Source organism: Algibacter sp. L1A34 (assembly GCF_009796805.1).
Classification (GTDB): Bacteria; Bacteroidota; Bacteroidia; order Flavobacteriales; family Flavobacteriaceae; genus Algibacter.
The window spans coordinates 3,573,096-3,595,272 of record NZ_CP047029.1 but is presented as its reverse complement, the minus strand read 5'-3'; the positions used below and the strand labels follow the sequence as shown (position 1 = coordinate 3,595,272).

The window sequence follows — 22,177 nt, the reverse complement described above, 5'->3', positions numbered from 1 at the left end:
TATATTTATCAAGGATATCCTGTTTCTCCGCCACCACCTTCATTTAATGGGTCTACTGGGATATCGTCATCGGCATCTCCAAAAAACGATACATTTAAACTACTTGCTTTAGATGTGTTTTTATGTCCAGTTGGTACAATAAACATAGTATTTCTGTTTTTCTTACCAGGCTTTCCGTTTTTTCCGTAATTACCTAAGTAAACACGTAAACCCGTCATGGTATACCCTACCGTATCAGATTCCTTTTTAGCGAAAGCGATATAATCTTCAATATTTTCTAAATCCCACATTACAGAACGCATAGGCTTTCTTTTAGATTTATCGTCTAACTCTATAGTAGAGTCTATTTCTTTCGAGTTGTTTTGTTCCCAATTCGCGCTAAGTGCTTCGGCTTCAATAATAGTAATAGTTCCTGTTGGTTTTTTAACAACTGCTACTCTTTCATTTTCTGCTTCTCCCGCCTCTTCTATTGGTCTTGGACAAAAATAATAAGTTAATGCGGCTCCAATAATAAAGCCCAAAATAATGTAAACTAATTTTTTCATATTTATTTGGTTAAAATGGTTTGATTTCCGCTAAAGTAGTAAAAAGATTTATGCCTCTTAAGTTAGTTTAGCTCTAATAGAAAACAAAGCTTATTTCTGTATGAAAAACCTTAAATATTAGCTAAATAACTAAATTTTCGGCTAAAAATTAATAACTGTAGTATATTTCACTTCATTTATAACAAACATACTGTGCGTACTCCCAATATGATTAATGGTGGTTAATTTTTCGACCATAAATGCTCTAAAAGCAACCATATCTTCAACTAAAACCTTTAACAAATAATCATATTCACCACTTAAATGGTAACACTCTAACACTTCGTTTAATTTTGTAACTTCCTTTTCAAACTTCACCACATAATCTTGGCTGTGCTGTACGAGTTTTATATGGCAAAATACCACAAAGTCACGCTCAATTTTCGTTTTATTTAGTAATGCAATATAACTCTCGATAAAACCTGCTTTTTCTAGTTTTTTAATACGCTCGTAAACCGCAGTAACCGATAAGTTTAATTTATTAGAAAGTTCCTTATTAGTCTGTTTACTATCTATTTGCAGGTATTCTAGCAGTTTTTTATCGGTAGCATCAAAAATCATAATCGAAAATATATCGTTAAAACAAGGTTTAATTTACAATGTAATGAAATATATTCTGCATTATAAAGCTATCTTAGATTTATTTTCCTTTAAAAGAAATTCTTATTGTTTATTAATCTACTAATAACCTTATTTGTATAACATATAAAACAAACTTTATGGCTTTTAAACCCGCAAATAATATTCAGGATTTACAATATTTTGGAGAATTCGGAGGTGTTAACCCTTCAATTTCAGATTCGTCTACATATACTTTTTTATCCGCAAAAACCATGTTCGATACGTTTGATGGCAATGCCGATGGCTGCTATTTATATTCGCGCCACTCCTCGCCTACTAATCTTTATTTAGGCGAAGCTTTAGCTGCTATGGAAGGCACAGAAACCGCTAACGTTTCGGCTTCGGGAATGGGTGCTATCACCCCTGTTTTACTACAATTATGTAATAGCGGAGACCATATAGTTTCTAGCCGAACTATTTATGGTGGTACTTATGCTTTTTTAAAAAACTTTACACCTCGTTTTAATATAAAAACCAGCTTTGTTGATATTACAAGGTTAGAATTAGTTGAAGCCGCCATTACAAAACATACCAAAGTATTGTATTGCGAATCGGTGAGCAACCCGTTATTAGAAGTTGCTGATGTTAAGGGTTTAGCTGCTATAGCAAAAAAACACAACTTAAAATTGGTGGTAGATAACACGTTTTCGCCACTATCTATTTCCCCTGCCATTTTAGGTGCGGATGTAGTAATCCATAGTTTAACAAAATTTATAAACGGCTCTAGCGATACTGTTGGCGGTGTGGTTTGTGGTACACAAGAGCTTATTAACGATTTAAGAAACGTAAATAGCGGCGCATCTATGCTACTAGGCGCTACCATGGATAGTTTACGGGCTTCGTCTATTTTAAAAAACTTAAGAACCTTGCATATAAGGATGCAACAGCACAGTAAAAACGCTTTATTTTTGGCCGAAAATTTTGAGAATTTAGGTTTAAAAACGGTTTATCCAGGTTTAGCCTCGCATCCATCTCACAATTTATTTAAAAGCATAATGAATGAAGCTTACGGTTTTGGAGGCATGCTAACTATAGATGTTGGCTCTGCGGAAAAAGCGAATGCACTTATGGAACTCATGCAACATAAAAACTTAGGCTATCTAGCGGTAAGTCTTGGCTTTTACAAAACGCTGTTTAGCACACCTGGAAGTTCAACATCTTCAGAAATACCTGAAGCAGAACAAAAAGAAATGGGATTATCTAATGGATTAATACGGTTTTCAATTGGTTTAGATCACGATATCGAACGAAGTTTTGAAATCATGAAAACCTGTATGATTGAAATTGGAGTACTTTCTGAATAAAAAAACAGCTATGAATTCACAAATTAGAAACATCAAATTCGTGAATTCATACTAAAAGGCATGAATAGCTATAACTAAAGCCTAATTTTTATCTTCTAATAAAGGCACAAAACGAAATTCACCAAATTCTTCTTGCTCAAATTCCTTTTGCCCTTTTCTAATAAAAAGTGTCATAATCTGCACATCGTCGCCTACAGGAATAACAAGTCTTCCTCCTATTTTTAACTGGCTTAACAGAGGCCTTGGCACAAATGGCGCACCTGCTGTTACAATAATACTATCAAAAGGCGCTTCGGTTTTTAAACCTATATAACCATCTCCAAAAATGAGTTTTTTAGCACGATAGCCTAATTTTGGTAAAAATTTGCTTGTTTTTTTAAACAGTTCGTTTTGGCGCTCAATACTGAATACTTTTGCGCCTAATTCGCACAAAACAGCCGTTTGATAGCCACTACCCGTACCAATTTCTAAAATTTTATGTCCCGCCTTAATTTTCATTAATTCACTTTGAAAAGCCACGGTATAGGGTTGAGATATGGTTTGATCGGCTGCAATAGGAAACGCTTTATCTTGGTAAGCATGATCTAAAAAACTAGAATCCATAAATAAATGTCGAGGAATTTTACCAATAGCACCCAATACAGAAGGATCGGTTATACCTTTCTTTTTTAATATATTAACCAATTGCTGCCTTAATCCCTGATGTTTAAAAGTGTCTTTCAATGCTTGCGAAGTTTTAAAGGCTAAAATTAGTCAAACATTTTTAAGCAGAAAGCATTTTTTATAGAAATTATTTTTAGTAAAAATTACGTAAAATTTTAAGCGTAATTAAGTAAATTGAAGTCTTAATTATGTTATTTTTGTTGAAAACCTATATATTATGCTAAACGCTGGAGTACTTGGTGCTGGTCATCTTGGAAAAATTCATTTAAGACTACTTAATCAATCAGAAAAATATAATCTTGTCGGGTTTTATGATGCCGATGAAGCTAATGGAAAGCTTGTAGAAGCTGAATTTGGATACAAATTTTTCAATTCTATAGACGAGCTAATTGATGCTGTTGATATGGTGGATATTGTAACGCCAACCCTATCGCATTACGATTGCGCTAAACAAGCTATAGCAAAAGGAAAACATGTTTTTATAGAAAAACCTATTACCAATACGGTTGAAGAGGCCGAACACATTAGACAGCTTTTAGCCGATCATAATTTACGTGGCCAAGTTGGTCATGTAGAGCGGTTTAACCCTGCTTATTTAGCAGTAAAAGACGAAATTAAATCACCAATGTTTATTGAAACACACCGGTTAGCAGAGTTTAATCCGCGTGGCACTGATGTACCTGTGGTATTAGATTTAATGATACATGATATCGATATTATTTTAAGTGTTGTAAAATCTAAAGTAAAACATATTTCTGCCAGTGGTGTTTCGGTTATTAGCGATACACCAGATATAGCAAATGCACGTTTAGAGTTCGAAAATGGCTGTGTTGCCAATCTTACTGCGAGTAGAATTTCACTTAAAAAAATGAGAAAAGCGCGTTTCTTTCAAAAAGACGCTTATATTTCTGTCGATTTTCTAGAAAAGAAGTGTGAAGTTGTTAAAATGAAAGATGCTCCAGAAACTCCTGGTGATTTCGATATGGTTTTGCAAAATGCAGAAGGTGTTAAAAAACAAATTTATTTTGATAACCCTAAAGTTGCCGATAACAATTCTATTTTAGATGAATTAGAAACTTTTGCTCACGCCATAAACACAAACACAACTCCTGTTGTAACATTGCACGACGGTACGGAAGCGCTACGCGTTGCAACTCAAATTATTGAATGTTTTTAACATAAAAACGCTTTAAATTTTTAATATTCTAAATATTAGAAGGTTTTCGCTTACGCGGAATTAAAACACATTATTAGAATGAAAAACATAGCAGTTATTGGCGCAGGAACCATGGGAAATGGTATTGCGCATACTTTTGCACAAAGTGGTTTTACTGTAAACTTAATTGATGTTAGTGAAAATGCTTTAAAAAAAGGCTTAGAAACTATTGCGAAAAATTTAGATCGCATGGTTATAAAGGAAAAAATAAGCGAAACTGATAAAACGAGTACACTTGCCAATATTTCAACTTATACTTCAATCCCAGAAGGAGTAAAAAACACCGATTTGGTGGTTGAAGCAGCTACCGAAAATCTAGATTTAAAATTAAAAATATTTAAACAAATTAGTGATACTTGCGACGATAATACAATTTTAGCAACCAACACCTCCTCTATTTCTATAACACAAATTGCTGCAATTACCGCGAAACCAGAAAACGTGATCGGCATGCATTTTATGAATCCGGTGCCTATTATGAAACTGGTTGAAATTATTAGAGGCTACAACACAAGTAACGAGGTAACAAAAACCATCATGGATTTATCTGTTAAATTAGGTAAAACCCCTGTTGAAGTTAACGATTACCCTGGCTTTGTTGCCAACCGCATTTTAATGCCCATGCTAAATGAATCTATAGAAACACTTTATAATGGCGTTGCTGGCGTAAATGAAATTGATACCGTAATGAAACTCGGTATGGCGCACCCAATGGGACCATTACAATTAGCAGATTTTATTGGCTTAGATGTTTGTTTATCGATATTAAATGTGATGTATAACGGATTTAAAAACCCTAAATATGCACCGTGCCCTTTATTGGTTAATATGGTAAATGCTGGAAAACTTGGTGTAAAATCGGGTGAGGGTTTTTATGATTATTCTGAAAGTAGAAAAGCAGAAAAAGTATCGAAACAGTTTTTATAATATTATGTCTAGACTACCGATTCTTATAATAATAACAAATTTAATATTTCTTTCATGCAAAGAAAAAAGCGGTATACCAAAAATTGAGATAGCACAAGTAGCGGTTAAAAAACAAATAACTTTAAAAGAGAAATACACTTCACTATTTCAAAACACACCTGATTATAAATCGGTAAAGTTCGATTTCCCCGTAGGGAAACCAAATGCAAAAGGGTATTATAATGCTCAGAAGTTTCAAGAAAACTCCCATTTAGGCGACGATTGGAATGGCATTAAAGGTGGTAATTCCGATTTAGGCGACACCATCTACTCTATTAGTAACGGCTATATTATGGAAACCAAAAACTACAAAGGCGGTTGGGGAAACGTAGTGAGAATTAATCATTTTTTTAAAAACAAATTATACCAATCGGTATACGCACATTGCGATACTATTTTAATTAAACAGAACCAATTTGTAAAACGTGGAGACAAAATAGCGACTATAGGCAACTGTAACGGTGTGTATTTAGCTCATTTACATCTAGAAATTAGAGATTCCATAGAGTTAGATATCGGCAATGGTTATTCGAATATTACAAAGGGATACATAGACCCTACTTTGTTTATTAAGAATAATTAATAATAGATTAACAACAAACCAAATGAGTATTAGTAAAAACCTCCTTGAAATAAAATCAACTTTACCAGAACACGTAACACTTGTAGCGGTTTCTAAAACTAAACCTGTTCCCGATTTAATGGAAGCATACAATGTTGGTCAACGTATTTTTGGTGAAAACAAAATTCAGGACATGGCCGATAAGCACGAAACCATGCCGAAAGATATTCAATGGCACATGATTGGGCATGTACAACGAAATAAAGTAAAATACATGGCCCCCTTTGTTGCTTTAATTCATGGTGTAGATAATTACAAATTATTAGTAGAGATAAACAAACAAGCCCAAAAACACGATAGAATTATAGATTGTTTACTTCAAATAAAGATAGCTTCGGAAGATTCTAAATTTGGCTTATCTCCAAATGACGCTTTAGAAATTCTTCAATCCGAAGATTTTTCAACATTAAAAAACATTAGAATTACTGGTGTTATGGGTATGGCAACTTTTACTGATAATGAATCGCAGGTTGAAACCGAATTCAAATTATTGAAATCAAATTTTGATAGTTTAAAAGAAATACATCCTGATAACAGCGCATTTACAACCATTTCCATGGGAATGAGTGGCGATTATAAATTAGCAATTCAATCTGGAAGTACTATGGTTCGCGTTGGAAGTAGTATATTTGGGTTAAGAAATTATTAAAAGGAAATTAACAGAAGTATAAAAAAACGGATGACTGAAGACTGCCAACCGAATACGACTGAATTCTAAAAGAAAAGCATTTGTACGCAATAGTAGATATAGAAACAACAGGTGGCAAATTTAACGAAGAAGGTATTACCGAAATAGCCATTTATAAGTTCGACGGTCATGAAGTGGTCGATCAATTTATCAGCCTTGTAAACCCAGAACGTGAAATACAGCCATTTGTAGTCAATCTTACAGGCATAAACAGCAATATGCTACGCGATGCTCCAAAGTTTTATGAAGTAGCAAAACGTATCATAGAAATTACCGAAGATTGTATTCTAATTGCACATAATGCCCAGTTCGATTATCGTATTTTAGGTACTGAATTTAGGAGATTAGGCTACGATTATAAACGTAAAACACTTTGTACGGTAGAGCTTTCCAAAGATTTAATTCCAGATCAGCCGTCTTATAGTTTGGGTAAACTTGTTAGGTCGCTTGGTATTCCAGTAACAGATAGACACCGCGCTTCTGGAGACGCATTAGCAACAGTTAAACTTTTTAAGCTATTACTTACCAAGGATACTACAAAAAGTATTATTCAGAAATCCATAAAACTGAATCAAAAAAACAAACTCGATTCTAAATTCTTAAATATATTAGACCGTCTTCCTTCCGCTACCGGTGTCTATTACATTCATAATGCTGAAGGCGATATCATCTATATAGGGAAAAGTAATAATATTAAAAAAAGACTTAACCAACACTTTACCGGAACGAATTCAAAGTCAAAAAAATTACAAAGATTAGTAAGCGATGTAACCTACGAATCTACAGGAAGTGAACTTGTTGCACTCCTTAAAGAAAATGAAGAAATAAAACAAAACAAACCGCTATTTAACAGAGCTTTACGACGATCCATCTTTACACATGCTTTATATAGTTTTGTTGACGAAAACAACTATATTAATTTAAAAATTGATGTGGCCGATGGCCGTAAAAAAAACATAACAACATTTACTAACAGACAGAGTGCAAAAAGTTTTTTAGCTAACGTTGTTGAAGAATATGAACTCTGCCAAAAATTAGCTGGACTTTATAAAACCAAAACTAGCTGTTTTAGTTACGATATAAAAGCTTGCAAAGGGGCTTGTATTCAAAAAGAAGCTCCGGAATCATACAATAAAAGAGTAAATGCGTTAATTGAAAAACACAGTTACGCCAAGAAAAACATGGTAATTATTGATAGAGGTCGTGATATTGATGAACGCACTGCTATTTTAATAGAAAATGGTGTTTTTAAAGGACTTGGATTCTTCAATCTAAACTATCAGATTAACAATATAAAAGTACTCGAATCCATTATTACACCTATGGAAAACAACCGAGATGCACAGCATATTATTAAAAATTATATTCGAAAAAACAAGCGCATAAAAATAATAAACTTCGACTAATACATGAAGCAAGCTGCACTATTCCTCTTTCTATTAAACACTTTACTAATCTCTGCTCAAGAAGAAATTTATAATTCAGAAAGCTTTGATGTTACTCTTGAAGATTTACAAACTAGAACATTCGCAAAAGACTCCTCTGCAAATGCCATTGTTATTTACGAGCAAGGCAATAGTTATGTTGACAAGGAAGATTACGACCTTCACACCCAAATAAAGCACAAAATAAAAATACTGAATAAAGAGGGTTTCAATCACGCAAACGTTACTATTTACTTATACAAATCTAAAGACAGTAAAAAAGAAGTAGAGCATATTGAAGCCACAACTTATAACGAAGTCAGTGGTGAAATGGTTAAAAGTCATCTTTTAAAAAAAAATATTTATACCGAAGTCTACAATGAAAATTACAATATCGTTAAATTCACTTTACCAAACATAAAAGAAGGATCGGTAATAACTTATAGTTATGAAATAATTTCGCCATTTATGTTTAAATACCATGGTTGGGATTTTCAAAGCGATATTCCAAAACTTTATAGCGAATATAAAGCAAGTATTCCTGGTAATTGGCTATATAATATAAAGCTTGTAGGACAAGAAAAACTTGACGTAAATGAGTCTGTAATTAAAAAAGAATGTTTGGTAATGCGAAACGGAGCTACCGCCGATTGTGGTAACAGCACATATGGCATGAAAAACATTCCTGCTTTTATTGAAGAAGATTACATGACCACTAAAAGCAACTATTTAGCACGAATTGAATACGAGCTAAAAACATTTAGAGGTCCGGACGGATCTATCAAACACTACACAAAAACATGGAAAGATGTTGATAGAGAGTTTAGAACCGAAAAAGAAATTGGACGTCAAATCAAAAAATCAATAAAATTAGAAGAGCTTTTAAGCCCTGGTGTTATCGCAGAAACAGACATCTTAAAAAAAGCCGAAGCCATTTATAAATACACACAGAATAACTATACATGGAACGGTGATTATAAAATTTTTAAAGATGTTTCTATAAAAGAACTACTAAAAACGAATTCTGGCAATGTTTCTTCAATAAACATCTTATTACATAATATTTTAAGAGAGGCCAATATCGAGGTAAAACCTGTTCTACTTTCTACTAGAAATAACGGATTTCCTACAACCATTTACCCTGTAATTTCAGATTTTAACTACTTAATAGTTCAGGCAACTATAAATAACGAAACCTATTTTTTAGATGCTACCGATAAATTTTTAAGCTTTGGAGAAATACCCTTTAGGTGCTTGAATGATAAAGGCCGTGTTTTAGATTTTAAAAACGGAAGCGAATGGGTCGATATTGTACCAAAAACTCATACAGCAACCATGTACTCAACAATGCTAACCTTAAATGAAAATGCTAGTATTAACGGGGTTATAAAAACAAATAAAACGGGCTACCACGCCTTATCTTCTAAAAAAGAATATTACAAAAATAGTGATGCCTACATAGATAACTTGGAAGACAAATACCCGAATCTTGAAATAAACAACTATGAAGTTTTAAGTGAAGGGCAAACGAGTGATAAATTTAGCGAAGCTTATGATATCTCTTTTGAATTTGATAATAGCAGCGCCGATCTCTTATATCTAAATCCTTTTATTGTTAAATTTTTCTCAACCAATCCGTTTAAACTTCAAGAACGCTCCTACCCGATAGATTTTGGATATCCTGATACTTATTTTTATACATTAAAATTAAATTTCGATCCTGAAAAATTTGAGATTTCCGAAACACCAAAAAATGTAAATCTTACCATACCAAACAATAAAGGCGTCGTTTCTTTTTCATCGGTAGCTCAAGAAGATTATTTACAACTTATGCTCAAAATAAGATTTAATAATGCTTTATACCCGCCAGCCTATTACCCATATTTAAAAGAGTTTATGAATAAGGTGGTAGATATTCAAACAAATTCACTAATATTATTAAGGAGAAAATAAGAAATCATTCCTTACTTTTGAATCATTATGAGTCAAAAACAAAAAAAACATTGGCAAACCCGTCTTCATGAAATTATTTATGAGGCAGACACGCCGGAAGGTAAACTTTTCGATGTTGTACTCCTTATTGTTATAATTGCCAGTATCCTACTCGTTATGCTCGAAAGCGTAAATAGTATAGATAGTAAATACCACACTATAATAGATATTTGCGAATGGATTGTTACGATACTTTTTACCATAGAATACATAGCGCGCATTGCTACAGTAAAAAAACCATTACATTATATCACTAGTTTTTATGGTATTATCGACTTACTATCTACAATTCCCAAATACCTATCACTGCTCTTTGCAGGAACACACGCTTTGGTAGCACTTCGAGCCTTACGATTATTACGAGTGTTCAGAATATTAAAATTGGGTCGCTATCTTGGCGCATCAAATAATTTACTTACTGCCATTAAGGCTAGTCGTGTAAAAATATCGGTATTTTTATTTGCTGTTGTTATTATATCCGTCATTCTAGGTACTATAATGTACATGGTAGAAGGTGAAGAAAACGGCTTTACAAATATCCCAAAAAGCGTGTATTGGTGTATTGTAACCCTAACAACAGTTGGTTATGGAGATATTGCACCACAAACTCCAATGGGACAATTAATAGCATCTATAGTCATGATTTTAGGTTACGGCATCATTGCGGTTCCAACTGGAATTGTAACAGCGGAATTATCTAAAGTATCAGAAAAAAAACCTGAAATTAACACACAATCTTGCCCAAATTGCTCTGCTGAAGGCCATAAAGACAACGCTGATTTTTGTTATAATTGCGGGCATAAATTTTAAATTTTGTAAATATACTTTTTAACGCTACCCCTATTAAATCAGACTGTATTTCATTGACTCTTATTTTAAATAAACGTTTAGCAACTTATATATTATTTTCTAAAGACTAAAAGACAGCATAAACTTGCCAAGCTAATACTTTTCCTTTTCCTTCAAAAAATCCGAGACTTTTATCTATTTTTGATAACTCTAAAAAAAGAATACTTATCAATACAACATCAAAATATCTTATTTCCATTGTTGGCCCTACAGCCATAGGAAAAACAGCATTAAGTATAAAACTAGCACATCATTTTAAAACCGAAATTATTTCGGCCGATTCTCGTCAGTTTTTCAAAGAAATGCAAATAGGTACAGCAGCGCCATCCCCTGAAGAACTTGCAGGGGCAAAACATCATTTTATCCATCATAAATCTATCCAAGACAATTACAATGTTGGGGCTTTTGAGAAGGATGCGATAAGTTGCTTAGAGACTCTTTTTGAAAATCATGATGTAGCTATTATGGTTGGAGGCTCAGGACTCTATAATGATGCCGTAACAAAAGGACTAGACTACTTTCCTGAAGTTGAACCTTCAGTTCGAGAAGCGCTAAACAAATCTTTAGAAAACAACGGGTTAGATTTTTTACAAAATCAACTTAAAGAGTTAGATATAGCATCATATAATAACATAGCCATAGACAATCCTCACCGTGTTATTCGTGCACTAGAAGTTTGTATTGGAAGCGGAAAACCGTATTCTTCTTTTCTAAATAAGGAAAAAAATAAGCGGCCTTTTACAACTATAACTATTGGTTTAACTGCCGATCGTGAACTGATTTACAATCGCATAAATCAGCGTGTAGAAATCATGATAAATCAAGGTTTATTAGATGAAGTTAAAACACTACTTCAATACCAAAAACTGAATGCCCTAAACACAGTTGGCTACAAAGAATTATTTCAATATTTAAATGAAGAATGGACTCTAGATTTTGCGATTTCAGAAATTAAAAAGAATACGCGCCGTTTCGCAAAACGTCAGCTTACCTGGTTTAAAAGAAATGAAAACACACTTTGGTTTGATTATGAAAGTGATTTAGATGCTATTATTAATAAAATAACCGAAAACATGCTCTAATTATAATTTTTAGAGCAAGCACAATTAAAATAAAGTAGTTTGATCTGATTCATCCTCTGGATTTGAATCCCCATCATCATCATTATTACTAACCTCTAAATTTTCAGCATGAACTTCTTCAGGAGATTTAAAAGGAATCGGCTCCAATAAATTTACCTGATTCACTTTTTCTTTTGTTAATTGATTACCTAAAGCACTTAAACCTTTTATAGCAATAAATTCTTCTAAGTTAATTTCTAAATTATCTTTTCGGTCTTTACCTCTTTCTTTCGCAAATACAATCTCTGCTATAGGTTTCCAATCTGTAGATACAATTTCTAACACCGAGCTTGGATGATCGGAAATAAAATATTCCTCTTTACCTTCTTGCTCAATTAAAAAACGTTTAACATAATGCATTTCCTTTTCACCATTAAAATACACAGCTGAAATAGGTTTATTTGGTATCCACTTTTCCATGACAATCATATCGTCATCAAAATGCATGGTAACCTCAGGTGTTACCGTTTTAATCAAACCAGACTGATTGATAATCAATAGTTTATCTTCACCTCTAAATTCACCAATAAGCTCACCACGACCATCAACATTTAAACGTTGCACCGTATCATCAAACCAAATTTTACGAGGTTTTAAGGTTGAAACACCTTTCTCTTTTAATTCTACACGTTTTATAGGAAATTTAGTCACTAAATTTCCTTTTGAAGCACGCCCTTTTATTAAGATATCTGAAAAATCGATATCCCACTTTAATTTCTTAATACTTCCTGCCTGACGCAATGAAATCGAAACAACTTCTGCTTCACCATTAGGATTTGCAGAAAAGTATAATGATGCAGAACCTTTATTTCCGTTGGTTAAATCGTACTCTCTATCTCGAGTTACCGAAGTAACAGCAAAGCGTTTTATATAAGACGGTCCCCCTTTACCATCACGATAAATCATGTTGTAAATGGTACGCTTATCTTTCTTTTTAAAGATAGCCACATGAATAATACCTTTACCTATAAAGGTTTTGCTATCCACTTTAGTCACCATCATGATTCCCGATTTGGTAAACACAATAATATCATCAATATCAGAACAATCACCAACGTATTCATCTCGCTTTAATGAGGTTCCAATAAAACCTTCTTCCCTATTAACGTAGAGTTTTGTATTTCGAATTATTACTTTTGTTGCATCAACATCATCAAAAGTTCTAATTTCTGTTTTACGTTCACGTCCTTCTCCATATTCTTTCTTAAGACGTCTGAAATAGGCAATAGCGTAATCAATAAGATGCGCTAAATGATGCTTAATTTCTGCAATTGACTCCTCTAAAGCATCAATTTTTTGTTGTGCTTTATCAATATCAAATTTTGAAATACGTTTAATTCGTATTTCGGTTAAACGCACAATATCCTCCTCGGTTACAGCACGTTTTAAATGTTTTGTATAAGGTTTCAGTCCTTTATCTATGGCGCTTATAACACCTGCCCAAGTTTCTTCTTCCTCAATGTCACGATAAATTCTATTTTCAATAAAAATACGTTCTAATGAAGCAAAATGCCATTGCTCTTCAAATTCACCTAAACGAATTTCCAATTCTTGCTTTAAAAGATCTACCGTATTATCTGTACTTCTTCTAAGCATTTCTGTTACTCCAACAAAAAGCGGCTTATTATCTTCAATAACACAACCTAATGGTGAAATTGACGACTCGCAACTTGTAAAAGCATATAGCGCATCTATTGTTTTATCTGGAGATAACCCCGAAGGTAAGTGCACGAGAATTTCTACTTGTGCAGCTGTATTATCTTCAATTTTTTTAACCTTAATTTTCCCTTTATCGTTCGCTTTTAAAATGGAATCGATTAAAGATGTTGTTGTAGTTCCAAATGGCAATTCGGTAATAACTAAAGTGTTTTTATCGAGTTGAGAAATTTTAGAACGCACTCTAACCTTTCCTCCACGAAGACCATCGTTATAGTTGGAAAAATCGGCTATTCCTGCGGTTGGAAAATCGGGTAAAATTGTAAAACGCTTACCTTGCAAATGCTTTATAGACGCATCAATAAGTTCTATAAAATTGTGAGGTAATATTTTGGTAGATAACCCTACCGCAATACCTTCTCCTCCTTGCGCTAATAACAATGGGAACATCACCGGTAAATTTACAGGTTCCTTTCTTCTTCCATCGTAACTCGCTTGCCACTCGGTAATTTTAGGATTAAAAACAACATCGAGACCAAATTTCGAAATACGAGCTTCAATATAACGCGAAGCTGCCGCACGATCACCTGTTAAAATATTCCCCCAGTTTCCTTGAGTATCAATTAACATGTCTTTTTGACCAATTTGAACCATCGCATCTGCAATACTAGCATCTCCGTGAGGATGATACTGCATAGTATGCCCAACAATATTCGCTACCTTATTATAACGCCCATCATCTAAATCTTTCATAGAATGCATGATACGGCGTTGCACAGGTTTAAATCCGTCCTCTATCGCAGGAACTGCGCGTTCTAAAATTACGTAAGATGCATAATCTAAAAACCAATCTTTATACATACCCGTAACTCGAGTAATGGTTTCTTGCGGTTCGTCTTGGCTATTAATTAAATCGTCGTTTTGGTCTTCTGTCATTAAAAATTATTACTCTTTTGGTTTACCGCTAAGGGTAACACGTCCAATTTCTCTTCGTTTCTTCGCTTTACTAGTTACATCATGGATGTATAAGTATTCGTAGGAACGTTTTTTTGCTTTGCTTTTTTCTTTAGTATATAACATCATTATAAGGTTTTTTGTTCTTAATTCCAGACTGCAATCAAAACAAGCTGAAAACAAGAGATTTATGAGTATTTTTAATATTTCGCTGCAAAATTACGAAATAATTAAATTTAAACACATAAAATCTTAATATGATAATACAAAAATGTTATTCGTCTATTAAATCTAATTCTACTTTAAGGTTATCTATTATAAATTCTTGTCGCGTTGGCGTATTTTTCCCCATGTAAAAGGACAATAAATCTTCAATAGACATATTATCATCTAGCATAATTGGGTCTAACCTAATATCCTCACCAATAAAGTGCTGAAACTCATCAGGAGAAATTTCACCTAAACCTTTAAATCGGGTAATTTCTGGCTTTGGTTTTAATTTTTCTATAGCACTGCGGCGCTCATCTTCAGAATAACAATAAATAGTTTCTTTTTTATTTCGAACACGAAATAATGGTGTTTGTAAAATATATAGGTGTCCTTCTTTTATAACTTCTGGAAAAAACTGAAGAAAGAATGTAATAAGTAATAAACGAATGTGCATCCCATCGACATCGGCATCTGTTGCTATCACCACGTTATTATAACGTAAATCTTCAAGTGTTTCTTCAATATTTAATGCAGCCTGTAATAAATTAAATTCTTCGTTTTCGTAAACAATTTTTTTTGTTAGTCCATAGCAATTTAAAGGTTTCCCTTTTAAACTGAATACCGCCTGAGTGTTTACGTCTCGCGATTTTGTGATACTTCCCGAAGCTGAATCTCCCTCTGTTATAAACAAAGTGCTTTCTAGGTTTTTCGGATTTTTAGTATCACCAAAATGCACACGACAATCACGCAACTTTTTATTATGAAGACTTGCCTTTTTAGCACGATCTTTAGCTAATTTACGAATACCTGATAGCTCTTTACGCTCACGCTCTGCTTGGAGAATTTTACGTTGAATTTTATCAGCTGTATCCGTATTTTTATGTAAATAGTTGTCTAAATACTTTTTAAGAAAATCGTTGATATAGGTTCGTACCGTAGGTAATTCACCTCCCATATCTGTAGAACCTAATTTAGTTTTAGTCTGACTTTCGAAAATAGGTTCCATTACTTTAATAGCAATAGCAGAAACAACAGACTTCCTAATATCCGAAGCATCGTAGTTTTTACCATAAAATTCACGAATGGTTTTTACCAATGCTTCCCGAAAAGCAGTTAAATGCGTTCCACCTTGTGTGGTATTCTGTCCGTTTACAAAACTATTATATTCTTCGCTATACTGAGTTTTACTGTGTGTTAATGCTACTTCAATATCATCACCACGAAGATGAATAATAGGATATAATAGATCTGATTCGTTTATTTTTTCAGCTAATAAATCTTTTAAACCGTTTTCACTGAAATATTTTTCGCCATTAAAAACTATAGTTAAACCTGGGTTTAAATACACATAGTTTTTAAGCATTTTAATAATATACTCGTTTCTATACTTATATTTCTTAAAGATAATTTCATCAGGAATAAAGGATACTTTGGTTCCTTTTCGGCGAGATGTTTCATCTAAAAACTCCTCGTTTGTTAGGTTTCCCTGAGAAAAATCCGCGGAAGCGCTTTTATTATCGCGTGTAGATTCTACTCTAAAAAACGATGATAACGCATTAACAGCCTTGGTACCTACTCCATTTAAACCAACCGATTTTTTAAAGGCTTTAGAATCGTATTTACCACCCGTGTTCATTTTAGAAACCACATCAACCACTTTTCCTAAAGGAATACCACGACCATAATCGCGAACAGTAACTTTTACACCTTGAATGGAGATTTCAATGGTTTTACCAGCTCCCATTACAAACTCATCTATCGAGTTATCGAGAACCTCTTTTAGCAAGATATAAACCCCATCGTCTGGAGAACTACCATCACCAAGTTTTCCAATATACATACCCGGGCGCATTCTAATATGTTCCTTCCAGTCGAGTGAGCGTATATTATCTTCGGTATAGTTAGATTCTTCTGCCATTAAGGTTTCGTGATTTTTGTGTATAAAAAGCTAAGATAGCACAAGTAAATAAAAAATAGAATAGCATGCAAACAAAGTAATTAACAATACGTTTTTTTTATTGTTGATACAGTACTTTTAATCCTTTTGTCGGTTTTTAATAGACATAAACACAATACCACCAATAACTATTAAAGCTCCAAAAACCTGCAACATCGTTAAAGATTCATTTAAGAAAATTGATGCTAATATTATAGTTGAAATAGGACCAATACCTGCTACAATAGCAAAATTGGACGAGCTAATCATTTTTATAGATAAAGAGACTAAAAATGATGGAATTACAGTGGCAAAAATAGCTATTAAAAAACCTAAACCATAAACTTGCCAAGGAAACCCGAATACATCCATTTCCCCAATAAACCCGTAATGAATAAACACACAAACACAAGATACTAACATAGCATAAGCCGTGAATTTAACAACGTCAAACCGCGGAATTAACCAGCCGCTACCTACCAAATACGAGGCATAGGTTATGGCGCTTAACAAAATAAAGAAACCACCTAAATAAGCTTCTGAGCCTGATACATTAACTTCTTCGGAAAACGCGATTATAATACCTATATAGGTTAAGCCAATAGCAATAGCCTGTATTTTTGAGATTGCTTGTTTCAAGAACACACGATTTAACAAAATAACAATTGTTGGATATAAAAATAAAATAATGCGCTCTAAACTAGCTTTTATATACGTTAAACCTACAAAACCGAAATAACTCGCTAAATAATAACCAACAAACCCAAAGAATAACAACCATTTATAATCGGCTTTTTTAACCTCTACTCCATTATTTTTATTTCTATATAGTATAGCGATAACTACATAAAACGGAAATGAAAATAACATACGTAATAACAAAACGCTAATAGCATCTACATTATAGTTGTAGGCTAATTTTACCATAACGGCTTTTGAAGAAAACAATACAATGCCTAAAACACCTATTGCAATACCAGACCAAAACTTTTTTGTTGTTTGCATGGCTCTAAATTAGAATTCATTTATTGATAATTCTTTAAAAAGTATTAGAATTACGACATCCAAAATATGTTTTTCACAATATATTCTTCATGATCGACGTTAAAAAGCGCTATTTACTTCAATTTTAATCCGAAATTAGCATCTCTATGCCATCCATCAGTGATTTAAAGATTAAACCTACCTATAGTATCTAAAAGCTTAAAATTTAGACATAAAAAAACTTCATTACTAAGATTAGAAATGAAGTTTTTTAAATTTATAATTATATGTTTTATACGTTGAATAAGAAATGCATCACATCGCCATCTTTAACAATGTAATTCTTACCTTCAACACGCATTTTACCTGCTTCTTTTACTTTAGCTTCACTACCGTAGCTTGCAAAATCCTCGTACCCGATAACTTCGGCACGAATAAATCCTTTTTCAAAATCGGTATGAATTACACCTGCTGCTTGTGGAGCTGTAGCTCCTATATCCACCGTCCATGCACGAACTTCCTTCACACCTGCTGTGAAATACGTTTGTTGGTTTAATAACTTATAAGCCGAACGAATTAATTTTGCAGCTCCTGCTTCTTCTAAACCTATATCTTGAAGAAACATTTGACGTTCTTCGTAATCGTCTAATTCATTAATATCCGCTTCCGTACCAACAGCTAAAACTAAAACTTCTGCATTTTCATCTTTTACAGCCTCACGCACTAAATCTACGTAAGCATTTCCAGAAACGGCTGCGCCTTCATCTACATTACAAACATACATTACAGGCTTATCTGTAATAAATTGCGATGGTTTTACAAAATCGGCATTATCTTCATCTGAAAACTCTAAAGCACGAATCGATACACCAGATTCTAAGGCCGCTTTAATTTTCAATAAAACAGCTTCTTCTTTTTGAGCTTCTTTATTTCCAGTTTTTGCAGCACGTTTTACTTTATCAAGTTTTTTATCAACGGTCTCTAAATCTTTAAGTTGAAGCTCCATATCGATAGTTTCTTTATCGCGAATTGGATCTACATTCCCATCAACGTGTATAATATTATCGTTATCAAAACAACGCAACACATGAAGAATCGCATCAGTTTCACGAATATTAGCTAAAAACTGATTTCCTAAACCTTCACCTTTACTTGCACCTTTTACTAAACCTGCAATATCTACAATTTCTACAGTTGCCGGCTGCACACGTTCTGGAACTACTAATTCTTCTAATTTTTCTAAACGTGGGTCTGGCACATTAACCACTCCAATATTAGGTTCAATAGTACAAAACGGAAAGTTTGCACTTTGCGCTTTTGCGTTAGATAAACAATTAAATAAAGTCGATTTCCCTACGTTTGGTAATCCTACGATGCCTGCTTTCATTGAAATATGTATTTTATCATTCCCATAAAGCTGGGAACCTATATTTTTCGAGTGCAAATATAGGGTATATTGATAGTATTTCTATATTTATTTTTTCACCTCAAATACCAAACATAACTCAATAAAATATCAATTAAACAACATATGCATCAGTTTTTTAACACAAAACCAAATAGTGTTAATAAAATTTTAACATATATTAGCTATAAATAACTCAAAACCAAATTAATATAATTATGAGAAAACTTTACACATTAATACTGTGCTTAGGAAGCTTTATGTTTTCGTACGCACAGCAAGTCGTAAAAGGCAATGTTGCCGATGCATCAGGAATTCCAATAGCAGGAGTTAACGTTGTTGAAAAAGGCACTGGAAATGGCGCAATTTCTGATTTTGATGGAAACTTTAGTATTTCAGCCAGCGGCAGTGCAACGCTTATATTTAGCTATATTGGATACAATTCTAAAGAAGTAAACGTAAACAATCGTACAACTATTGAAGTGACTTTGGAAGATGGCGTAAGTCTAGACGAAGTGATGCTAGTAGGTTCTCGTAGCCCGAAACGAACTGCAATAGATACGGCTGTTCCAGTAGATGTTATTAATGTTGCGGATATTGCTTCTAACACCGGAAAAGTTGAAGTGAATGAGATTTTACAATATGCTGCACCTTCATTCAACGCCAGTAAACAATCGGGATCTGATGGGGCCGACCATATTGTTCCAGCATCTTTACGTGGTTTAGGTCCAGATCAAACTTTAGTTTTAATTAATGGAAAACGTAGACACCAATCGAGTTTAGTAAATATTTTTGGAACGCGTGGACGTGGAAATTCTGGAACAGATTTAAACGCTATTCCTGCCAATGCCATTAAACGTATTGAGGTTTTAAGAGATGGAGCTTCAGCGCAATATGGCTCGGATGCGATTGCTGGTGTTATAAATATTGTTTTAAAAGATAACACCGATGGTTTTACCGGCGGAATCACTTACGGTGCATACAGCACAGCTATTGGTGAAGGTTGGGAAGACGCAACGGGCGAAACCTTAAGTAATGTTGAAGGTGAAAATCGCCTAGATGGTAAAAGTAAAAGTTGGGATGGTGAAACTGTAAAAATTGATGCTAATTATGGTGTATCTTTAAATGATGCTGGTGGTTACATGAATTTTACAACAGAATTTTTATCTAGACAAAATACGTTAAGACCAGGATTTTCTTGGAGACAAGGCTACGGTAGTGCTGGTGTTGATGGTTTTAACTTTATGATTAACTCTGCTTTGCCTATTAATGATAACACCGAAATTTATGCCTTTGGTGGTAGGAATTATAGAGATACCGATGCTTATGCCTTTTCTAGAGATAGTTTTGCAAATGGCGATAACAGATCGGTACCTAGCTTATATCCTAACGGATTTACGCCTAGAATCACCTCTAATATTACAGATGTTTCTGTTTCCGTTGGTGTAAGACATGAAATGGAAAATGGTTGGAATGTAGATTTTAATAACACCTTCGGAAGAAACTTTTTTCACTATTATATAAAGGACAGTAACAATGCCTCTATGAAAGATTTATCTCCTACAGATTTTGATGCAGGTGGCCATTTCTTATCTCAAAACACCACAGGTTTAGATTTCAATAAATATTTAGATGATGTAGCTTCTGGCTTAAGTTTAGCTTTTGGTTTTGAATATAGAACTGAAAATTTTGGAATTTTTGCAGGTGAAGAAGCTTCTTATGGGCTTTATGATAATAATGGAGTCATCATTACAAACCCAGCTGTACAAACAGTTGCTACAGATACTAACGACGATGTGTTATCTGGAAGCTCTCAAGGCTTCCCAGGTTATAGCCCAGATAACGAAGTAGATAGAAGCCGAACCAATTATGGTATTTATTTTGATACGGAACTTAATGTTTCTGAGCAGCTTATGTTTGCCGCAGCTTTACGTTTTGAAAAATACAGTGACTTCGGAAATACCTTTAACGGAAAATTAGCAAGTAGATTAAAAGTTACTGACAACTTTAGTTTAAGAGGATCTATTTCTACAGGTTTTAGAGCACCATCTTTAGCGCAATTATATTACAACCTAAAATTCACCAATATTGTTGCAGGAACCTCTGTGCCTTCTTTATTATCTGCTAATAATAGCACGGTAACTAAAGCTTTTGGTATTGGACAATTAAATGAAGAAAAAGCCTTTAACGCAAGTATTGGGTTTACTTATAAGCAAGGTGGTTTTACAGCAACTATCGATGCGTATTCCATTTCGGTTGACGATCGTATTATTTTAACAGATAATTTTACAGATCAAACTGTTTTAGGACCTTTAAATGTAGATGCAGCGCAGTTTTTCGCTAATGGTGTAGATACTAGAACCAATGGTTTAGATATTGTTTTAGGTTACGGAACTAGCGTAGGTGACGAGGGTAAAATTCAAGTGGATTTAATAGGTAACTTAAATGATTTAAAGATAAAAGACATTCACAACGGTGATTTAAATGAATTTACGTTCTTCGGGCCATTTTCTCAGGCTTATTTAAAAGCGGCTGCTCCCGATTATAAATTTGGTTTAAATCTTGGATATACCAACAAAAAATTCAACGCTTCGGTAGCTTTAACACAGTTTAGTGAAGTAACCCTTCAAGATTTTCAATGGGTAGATTCCCCTCCAACAACGCAAGCTGAAGCAGATGCTCTTTTCCCTGTAGCTACCGATGTTTATGAGGCTGCTTTAATTGTAGATTTAAGCTTAGGTTATCAAATTTCAGAAAAACTAAAGTTAAGTATTGGTGCAAACAATTTATTTAACACCTACCCGACTCCACAATTTGATGGATGGACAGATCAAGGTGGTTTAGCCGATTCTGTTCAAATGGGATCTGATGGTACGTATGCTTTTGCTAGATTAAACTTTAAATTATAAAAAGGATTTTAAATAGATTACATCAAAAAGCCGAGCAAAATTGCTCGGCTTTTTTTATGTTTTATAATCTATT

General features: G+C 33.6%; 18 protein-coding genes. 10 read left to right on the top strand and 8 right to left on the bottom strand.

The window, feature by feature from the left end:
* Positions 1-8: 8 nt before the first annotated feature.
* Both GQR97_RS15205 and GQR97_RS15200 read right to left on the bottom strand, forming a co-directional pair.
* Complete coding sequence (locus GQR97_RS15205; protein ID WP_158849897.1) at positions 9-545, bottom strand: hypothetical protein; 537 nt, start codon at positions 543-545, stop codon at positions 9-11.
* A gap of 141 nt (positions 546-686) precedes the next feature.
* Positions 687-1,145, bottom strand: a complete 459-nt coding sequence (locus GQR97_RS15200) for an Lrp/AsnC family transcriptional regulator (RefSeq protein WP_158849895.1) — start codon at positions 1,143-1,145, stop codon at positions 687-689.
* A 158-nt stretch (positions 1,146-1,303) separates the two neighbouring features.
* Here GQR97_RS15200 and GQR97_RS15195 point away from each other — a divergent pair, with 158 nt between their 5' ends.
* Positions 1,304-2,509 (top strand): aminotransferase class I/II-fold pyridoxal phosphate-dependent enzyme, encoded by a 1,206-nt coding sequence (locus GQR97_RS15195; RefSeq protein WP_158849893.1) that lies wholly within the window; start codon positions 1,304-1,306, stop codon positions 2,507-2,509.
* A gap of 81 nt (positions 2,510-2,590) precedes the next feature.
* On the opposite strand, the gene GQR97_RS15190 is transcribed toward GQR97_RS15195, so the two are convergent.
* The gene (locus GQR97_RS15190) at positions 2,591-3,232 is read right to left on the bottom strand and encodes a protein-L-isoaspartate(D-aspartate) O-methyltransferase (RefSeq protein ID WP_158849891.1); all 642 of its coding nucleotides are present in this window, start codon (positions 3,230-3,232) and stop codon (positions 2,591-2,593) included.
* A 157-nt stretch (positions 3,233-3,389) separates the two neighbouring features.
* On the opposite strand from GQR97_RS15190, the gene GQR97_RS15185 reads away from it, so the two are divergent.
* From GQR97_RS15185 to miaA, 8 genes are all read left to right on the top strand, one after another.
* Positions 3,390-4,349, top strand: a complete 960-nt coding sequence (locus tag GQR97_RS15185; protein ID WP_158849889.1) for a Gfo/Idh/MocA family protein — start codon at positions 3,390-3,392, stop codon at positions 4,347-4,349.
* Positions 4,350-4,427: 78 nt separating this feature from the next.
* Positions 4,428-5,315: a 3-hydroxyacyl-CoA dehydrogenase family protein gene (locus GQR97_RS15180; RefSeq protein ID WP_158849887.1), complete on the top strand. Its 888-nt coding sequence runs from the start codon at positions 4,428-4,430 to the stop codon at positions 5,313-5,315.
* Between the two features lie 4 nt (positions 5,316-5,319).
* The gene (locus GQR97_RS15175) at positions 5,320-5,937 is read left to right on the top strand and encodes a M23 family metallopeptidase (protein WP_158849885.1); all 618 of its coding nucleotides are present in this window, start codon (positions 5,320-5,322) and stop codon (positions 5,935-5,937) included.
* Positions 5,938-5,959: 22 nt separating this feature from the next.
* Positions 5,960-6,625 carry a YggS family pyridoxal phosphate-dependent enzyme gene (locus GQR97_RS15170; RefSeq protein WP_158849883.1) on the top strand — a complete coding sequence of 222 codons (666 nt, stop codon included), beginning with the start codon at positions 5,960-5,962 and terminating at the stop codon, positions 6,623-6,625.
* An 80-nt stretch (positions 6,626-6,705) separates the two neighbouring features.
* Positions 6,706-8,070: an exonuclease domain-containing protein gene (locus GQR97_RS15165; RefSeq protein ID WP_158849881.1), complete on the top strand. Its 1,365-nt coding sequence runs from the start codon at positions 6,706-6,708 to the stop codon at positions 8,068-8,070.
* A gap of 3 nt (positions 8,071-8,073) precedes the next feature.
* The gene (locus tag GQR97_RS15160) at positions 8,074-10,041 is read left to right on the top strand and encodes a DUF3857 domain-containing protein (protein ID WP_158849879.1); all 1,968 of its coding nucleotides are present in this window, start codon (positions 8,074-8,076) and stop codon (positions 10,039-10,041) included.
* A gap of 27 nt (positions 10,042-10,068) precedes the next feature.
* On the top strand, positions 10,069-10,890 hold the full coding sequence (locus tag GQR97_RS15155) for an ion transporter (RefSeq protein WP_199269863.1): 822 nt from the start codon (positions 10,069-10,071) through the stop codon (positions 10,888-10,890).
* Between the two features lie 206 nt (positions 10,891-11,096).
* Positions 11,097-12,011 carry a tRNA (adenosine(37)-N6)-dimethylallyltransferase MiaA gene (miaA, locus tag GQR97_RS15150; protein ID WP_158851851.1) on the top strand — a complete coding sequence of 305 codons (915 nt, stop codon included), beginning with the start codon at positions 11,097-11,099 and terminating at the stop codon, positions 12,009-12,011.
* A gap of 24 nt (positions 12,012-12,035) precedes the next feature.
* Here miaA and GQR97_RS15145 read toward each other — a convergent pair whose 3' ends face one another.
* The 5 genes from GQR97_RS15145 to ychF all read right to left on the bottom strand — a co-directional run bounded on the left by GQR97_RS15145 (position 12,036) and on the right by ychF (position 19,177).
* Complete coding sequence (locus GQR97_RS15145) at positions 12,036-14,642, bottom strand: DNA gyrase/topoisomerase IV subunit A (protein WP_158849877.1); 2,607 nt, start codon at positions 14,640-14,642, stop codon at positions 12,036-12,038.
* 9 nt (positions 14,643-14,651) lie between these two features.
* Positions 14,652-14,789, bottom strand: coding sequence for a hypothetical protein (locus GQR97_RS15140; protein ID WP_158849875.1), 138 nt, complete (start codon positions 14,787-14,789; stop codon positions 14,652-14,654).
* A 145-nt stretch (positions 14,790-14,934) separates the two neighbouring features.
* Positions 14,935-16,788 (bottom strand): DNA topoisomerase IV subunit B, encoded by a 1,854-nt coding sequence (locus GQR97_RS15135; protein WP_158849873.1) that lies wholly within the window; start codon positions 16,786-16,788, stop codon positions 14,935-14,937.
* Positions 16,789-16,905: 117 nt separating this feature from the next.
* Positions 16,906-17,811: a DMT family transporter gene (locus tag GQR97_RS15130; protein ID WP_158849871.1), complete on the bottom strand. Its 906-nt coding sequence runs from the start codon at positions 17,809-17,811 to the stop codon at positions 16,906-16,908.
* Positions 17,812-18,082: 271 nt separating this feature from the next.
* A complete protein-coding gene (gene ychF, locus GQR97_RS15125) occupies positions 18,083-19,177 on the bottom strand; it encodes a redox-regulated ATPase YchF (protein ID WP_158849869.1) in 1,095 nt (364 codons plus the stop codon).
* A gap of 236 nt (positions 19,178-19,413) precedes the next feature.
* On the opposite strand from ychF, the gene GQR97_RS15120 reads away from it, so the two are divergent.
* Positions 19,414-22,104 carry a TonB-dependent receptor gene (locus tag GQR97_RS15120; protein ID WP_158849867.1) on the top strand — a complete coding sequence of 897 codons (2,691 nt, stop codon included), beginning with the start codon at positions 19,414-19,416 and terminating at the stop codon, positions 22,102-22,104.
* Positions 22,105-22,177 lie beyond the last annotated feature (73 nt).

Coding starts and splice junctions, on each gene's coding strand:
- GQR97_RS15180 (WP_158849887.1), top strand. CDS start 4,428: ATGAAAAACATAGCAGTTATTGGCGCAGGAACCATGGGAAATGGTATT.
- GQR97_RS15175 (WP_158849885.1), top strand. CDS start 5,320: ATGTCTAGACTACCGATTCTTATAATAATAACAAATTTAATATTTCTT.
- GQR97_RS15130 (WP_158849871.1), bottom strand. CDS start 17,811: ATGCAAACAACAAAAAAGTTTTGGTCTGGTATTGCAATAGGTGTTTTA.
- GQR97_RS15140 (WP_158849875.1), bottom strand. CDS start 14,789: ATGATGTTATATACTAAAGAAAAAAGCAAAGCAAAAAAACGTTCCTAC.
- GQR97_RS15185 (WP_158849889.1), top strand. CDS start 3,390: ATGCTAAACGCTGGAGTACTTGGTGCTGGTCATCTTGGAAAAATTCAT.
- GQR97_RS15205 (WP_158849897.1), bottom strand. CDS start 545: ATGAAAAAATTAGTTTACATTATTTTGGGCTTTATTATTGGAGCCGCA.
- GQR97_RS15135 (WP_158849873.1), bottom strand. CDS start 16,788: ATGGCAGAAGAATCTAACTATACCGAAGATAATATACGCTCACTCGAC.
- ychF (WP_158849869.1), bottom strand. CDS start 19,177: ATGAAAGCAGGCATCGTAGGATTACCAAACGTAGGGAAATCGACTTTA.
- GQR97_RS15200 (WP_158849895.1), bottom strand. CDS start 1,145: ATGATTTTTGATGCTACCGATAAAAAACTGCTAGAATACCTGCAAATA.
- GQR97_RS15195 (WP_158849893.1), top strand. CDS start 1,304: ATGGCTTTTAAACCCGCAAATAATATTCAGGATTTACAATATTTTGGA.
- GQR97_RS15145 (WP_158849877.1), bottom strand. CDS start 14,642: ATGACAGAAGACCAAAACGACGATTTAATTAATAGCCAAGACGAACCG.
- GQR97_RS15120 (WP_158849867.1), top strand. CDS start 19,414: ATGAGAAAACTTTACACATTAATACTGTGCTTAGGAAGCTTTATGTTT.
- GQR97_RS15160 (WP_158849879.1), top strand. CDS start 8,074: ATGAAGCAAGCTGCACTATTCCTCTTTCTATTAAACACTTTACTAATC.
- GQR97_RS15155 (WP_199269863.1), top strand. CDS start 10,069: ATGAGTCAAAAACAAAAAAAACATTGGCAAACCCGTCTTCATGAAATT.
- GQR97_RS15170 (WP_158849883.1), top strand. CDS start 5,960: ATGAGTATTAGTAAAAACCTCCTTGAAATAAAATCAACTTTACCAGAA.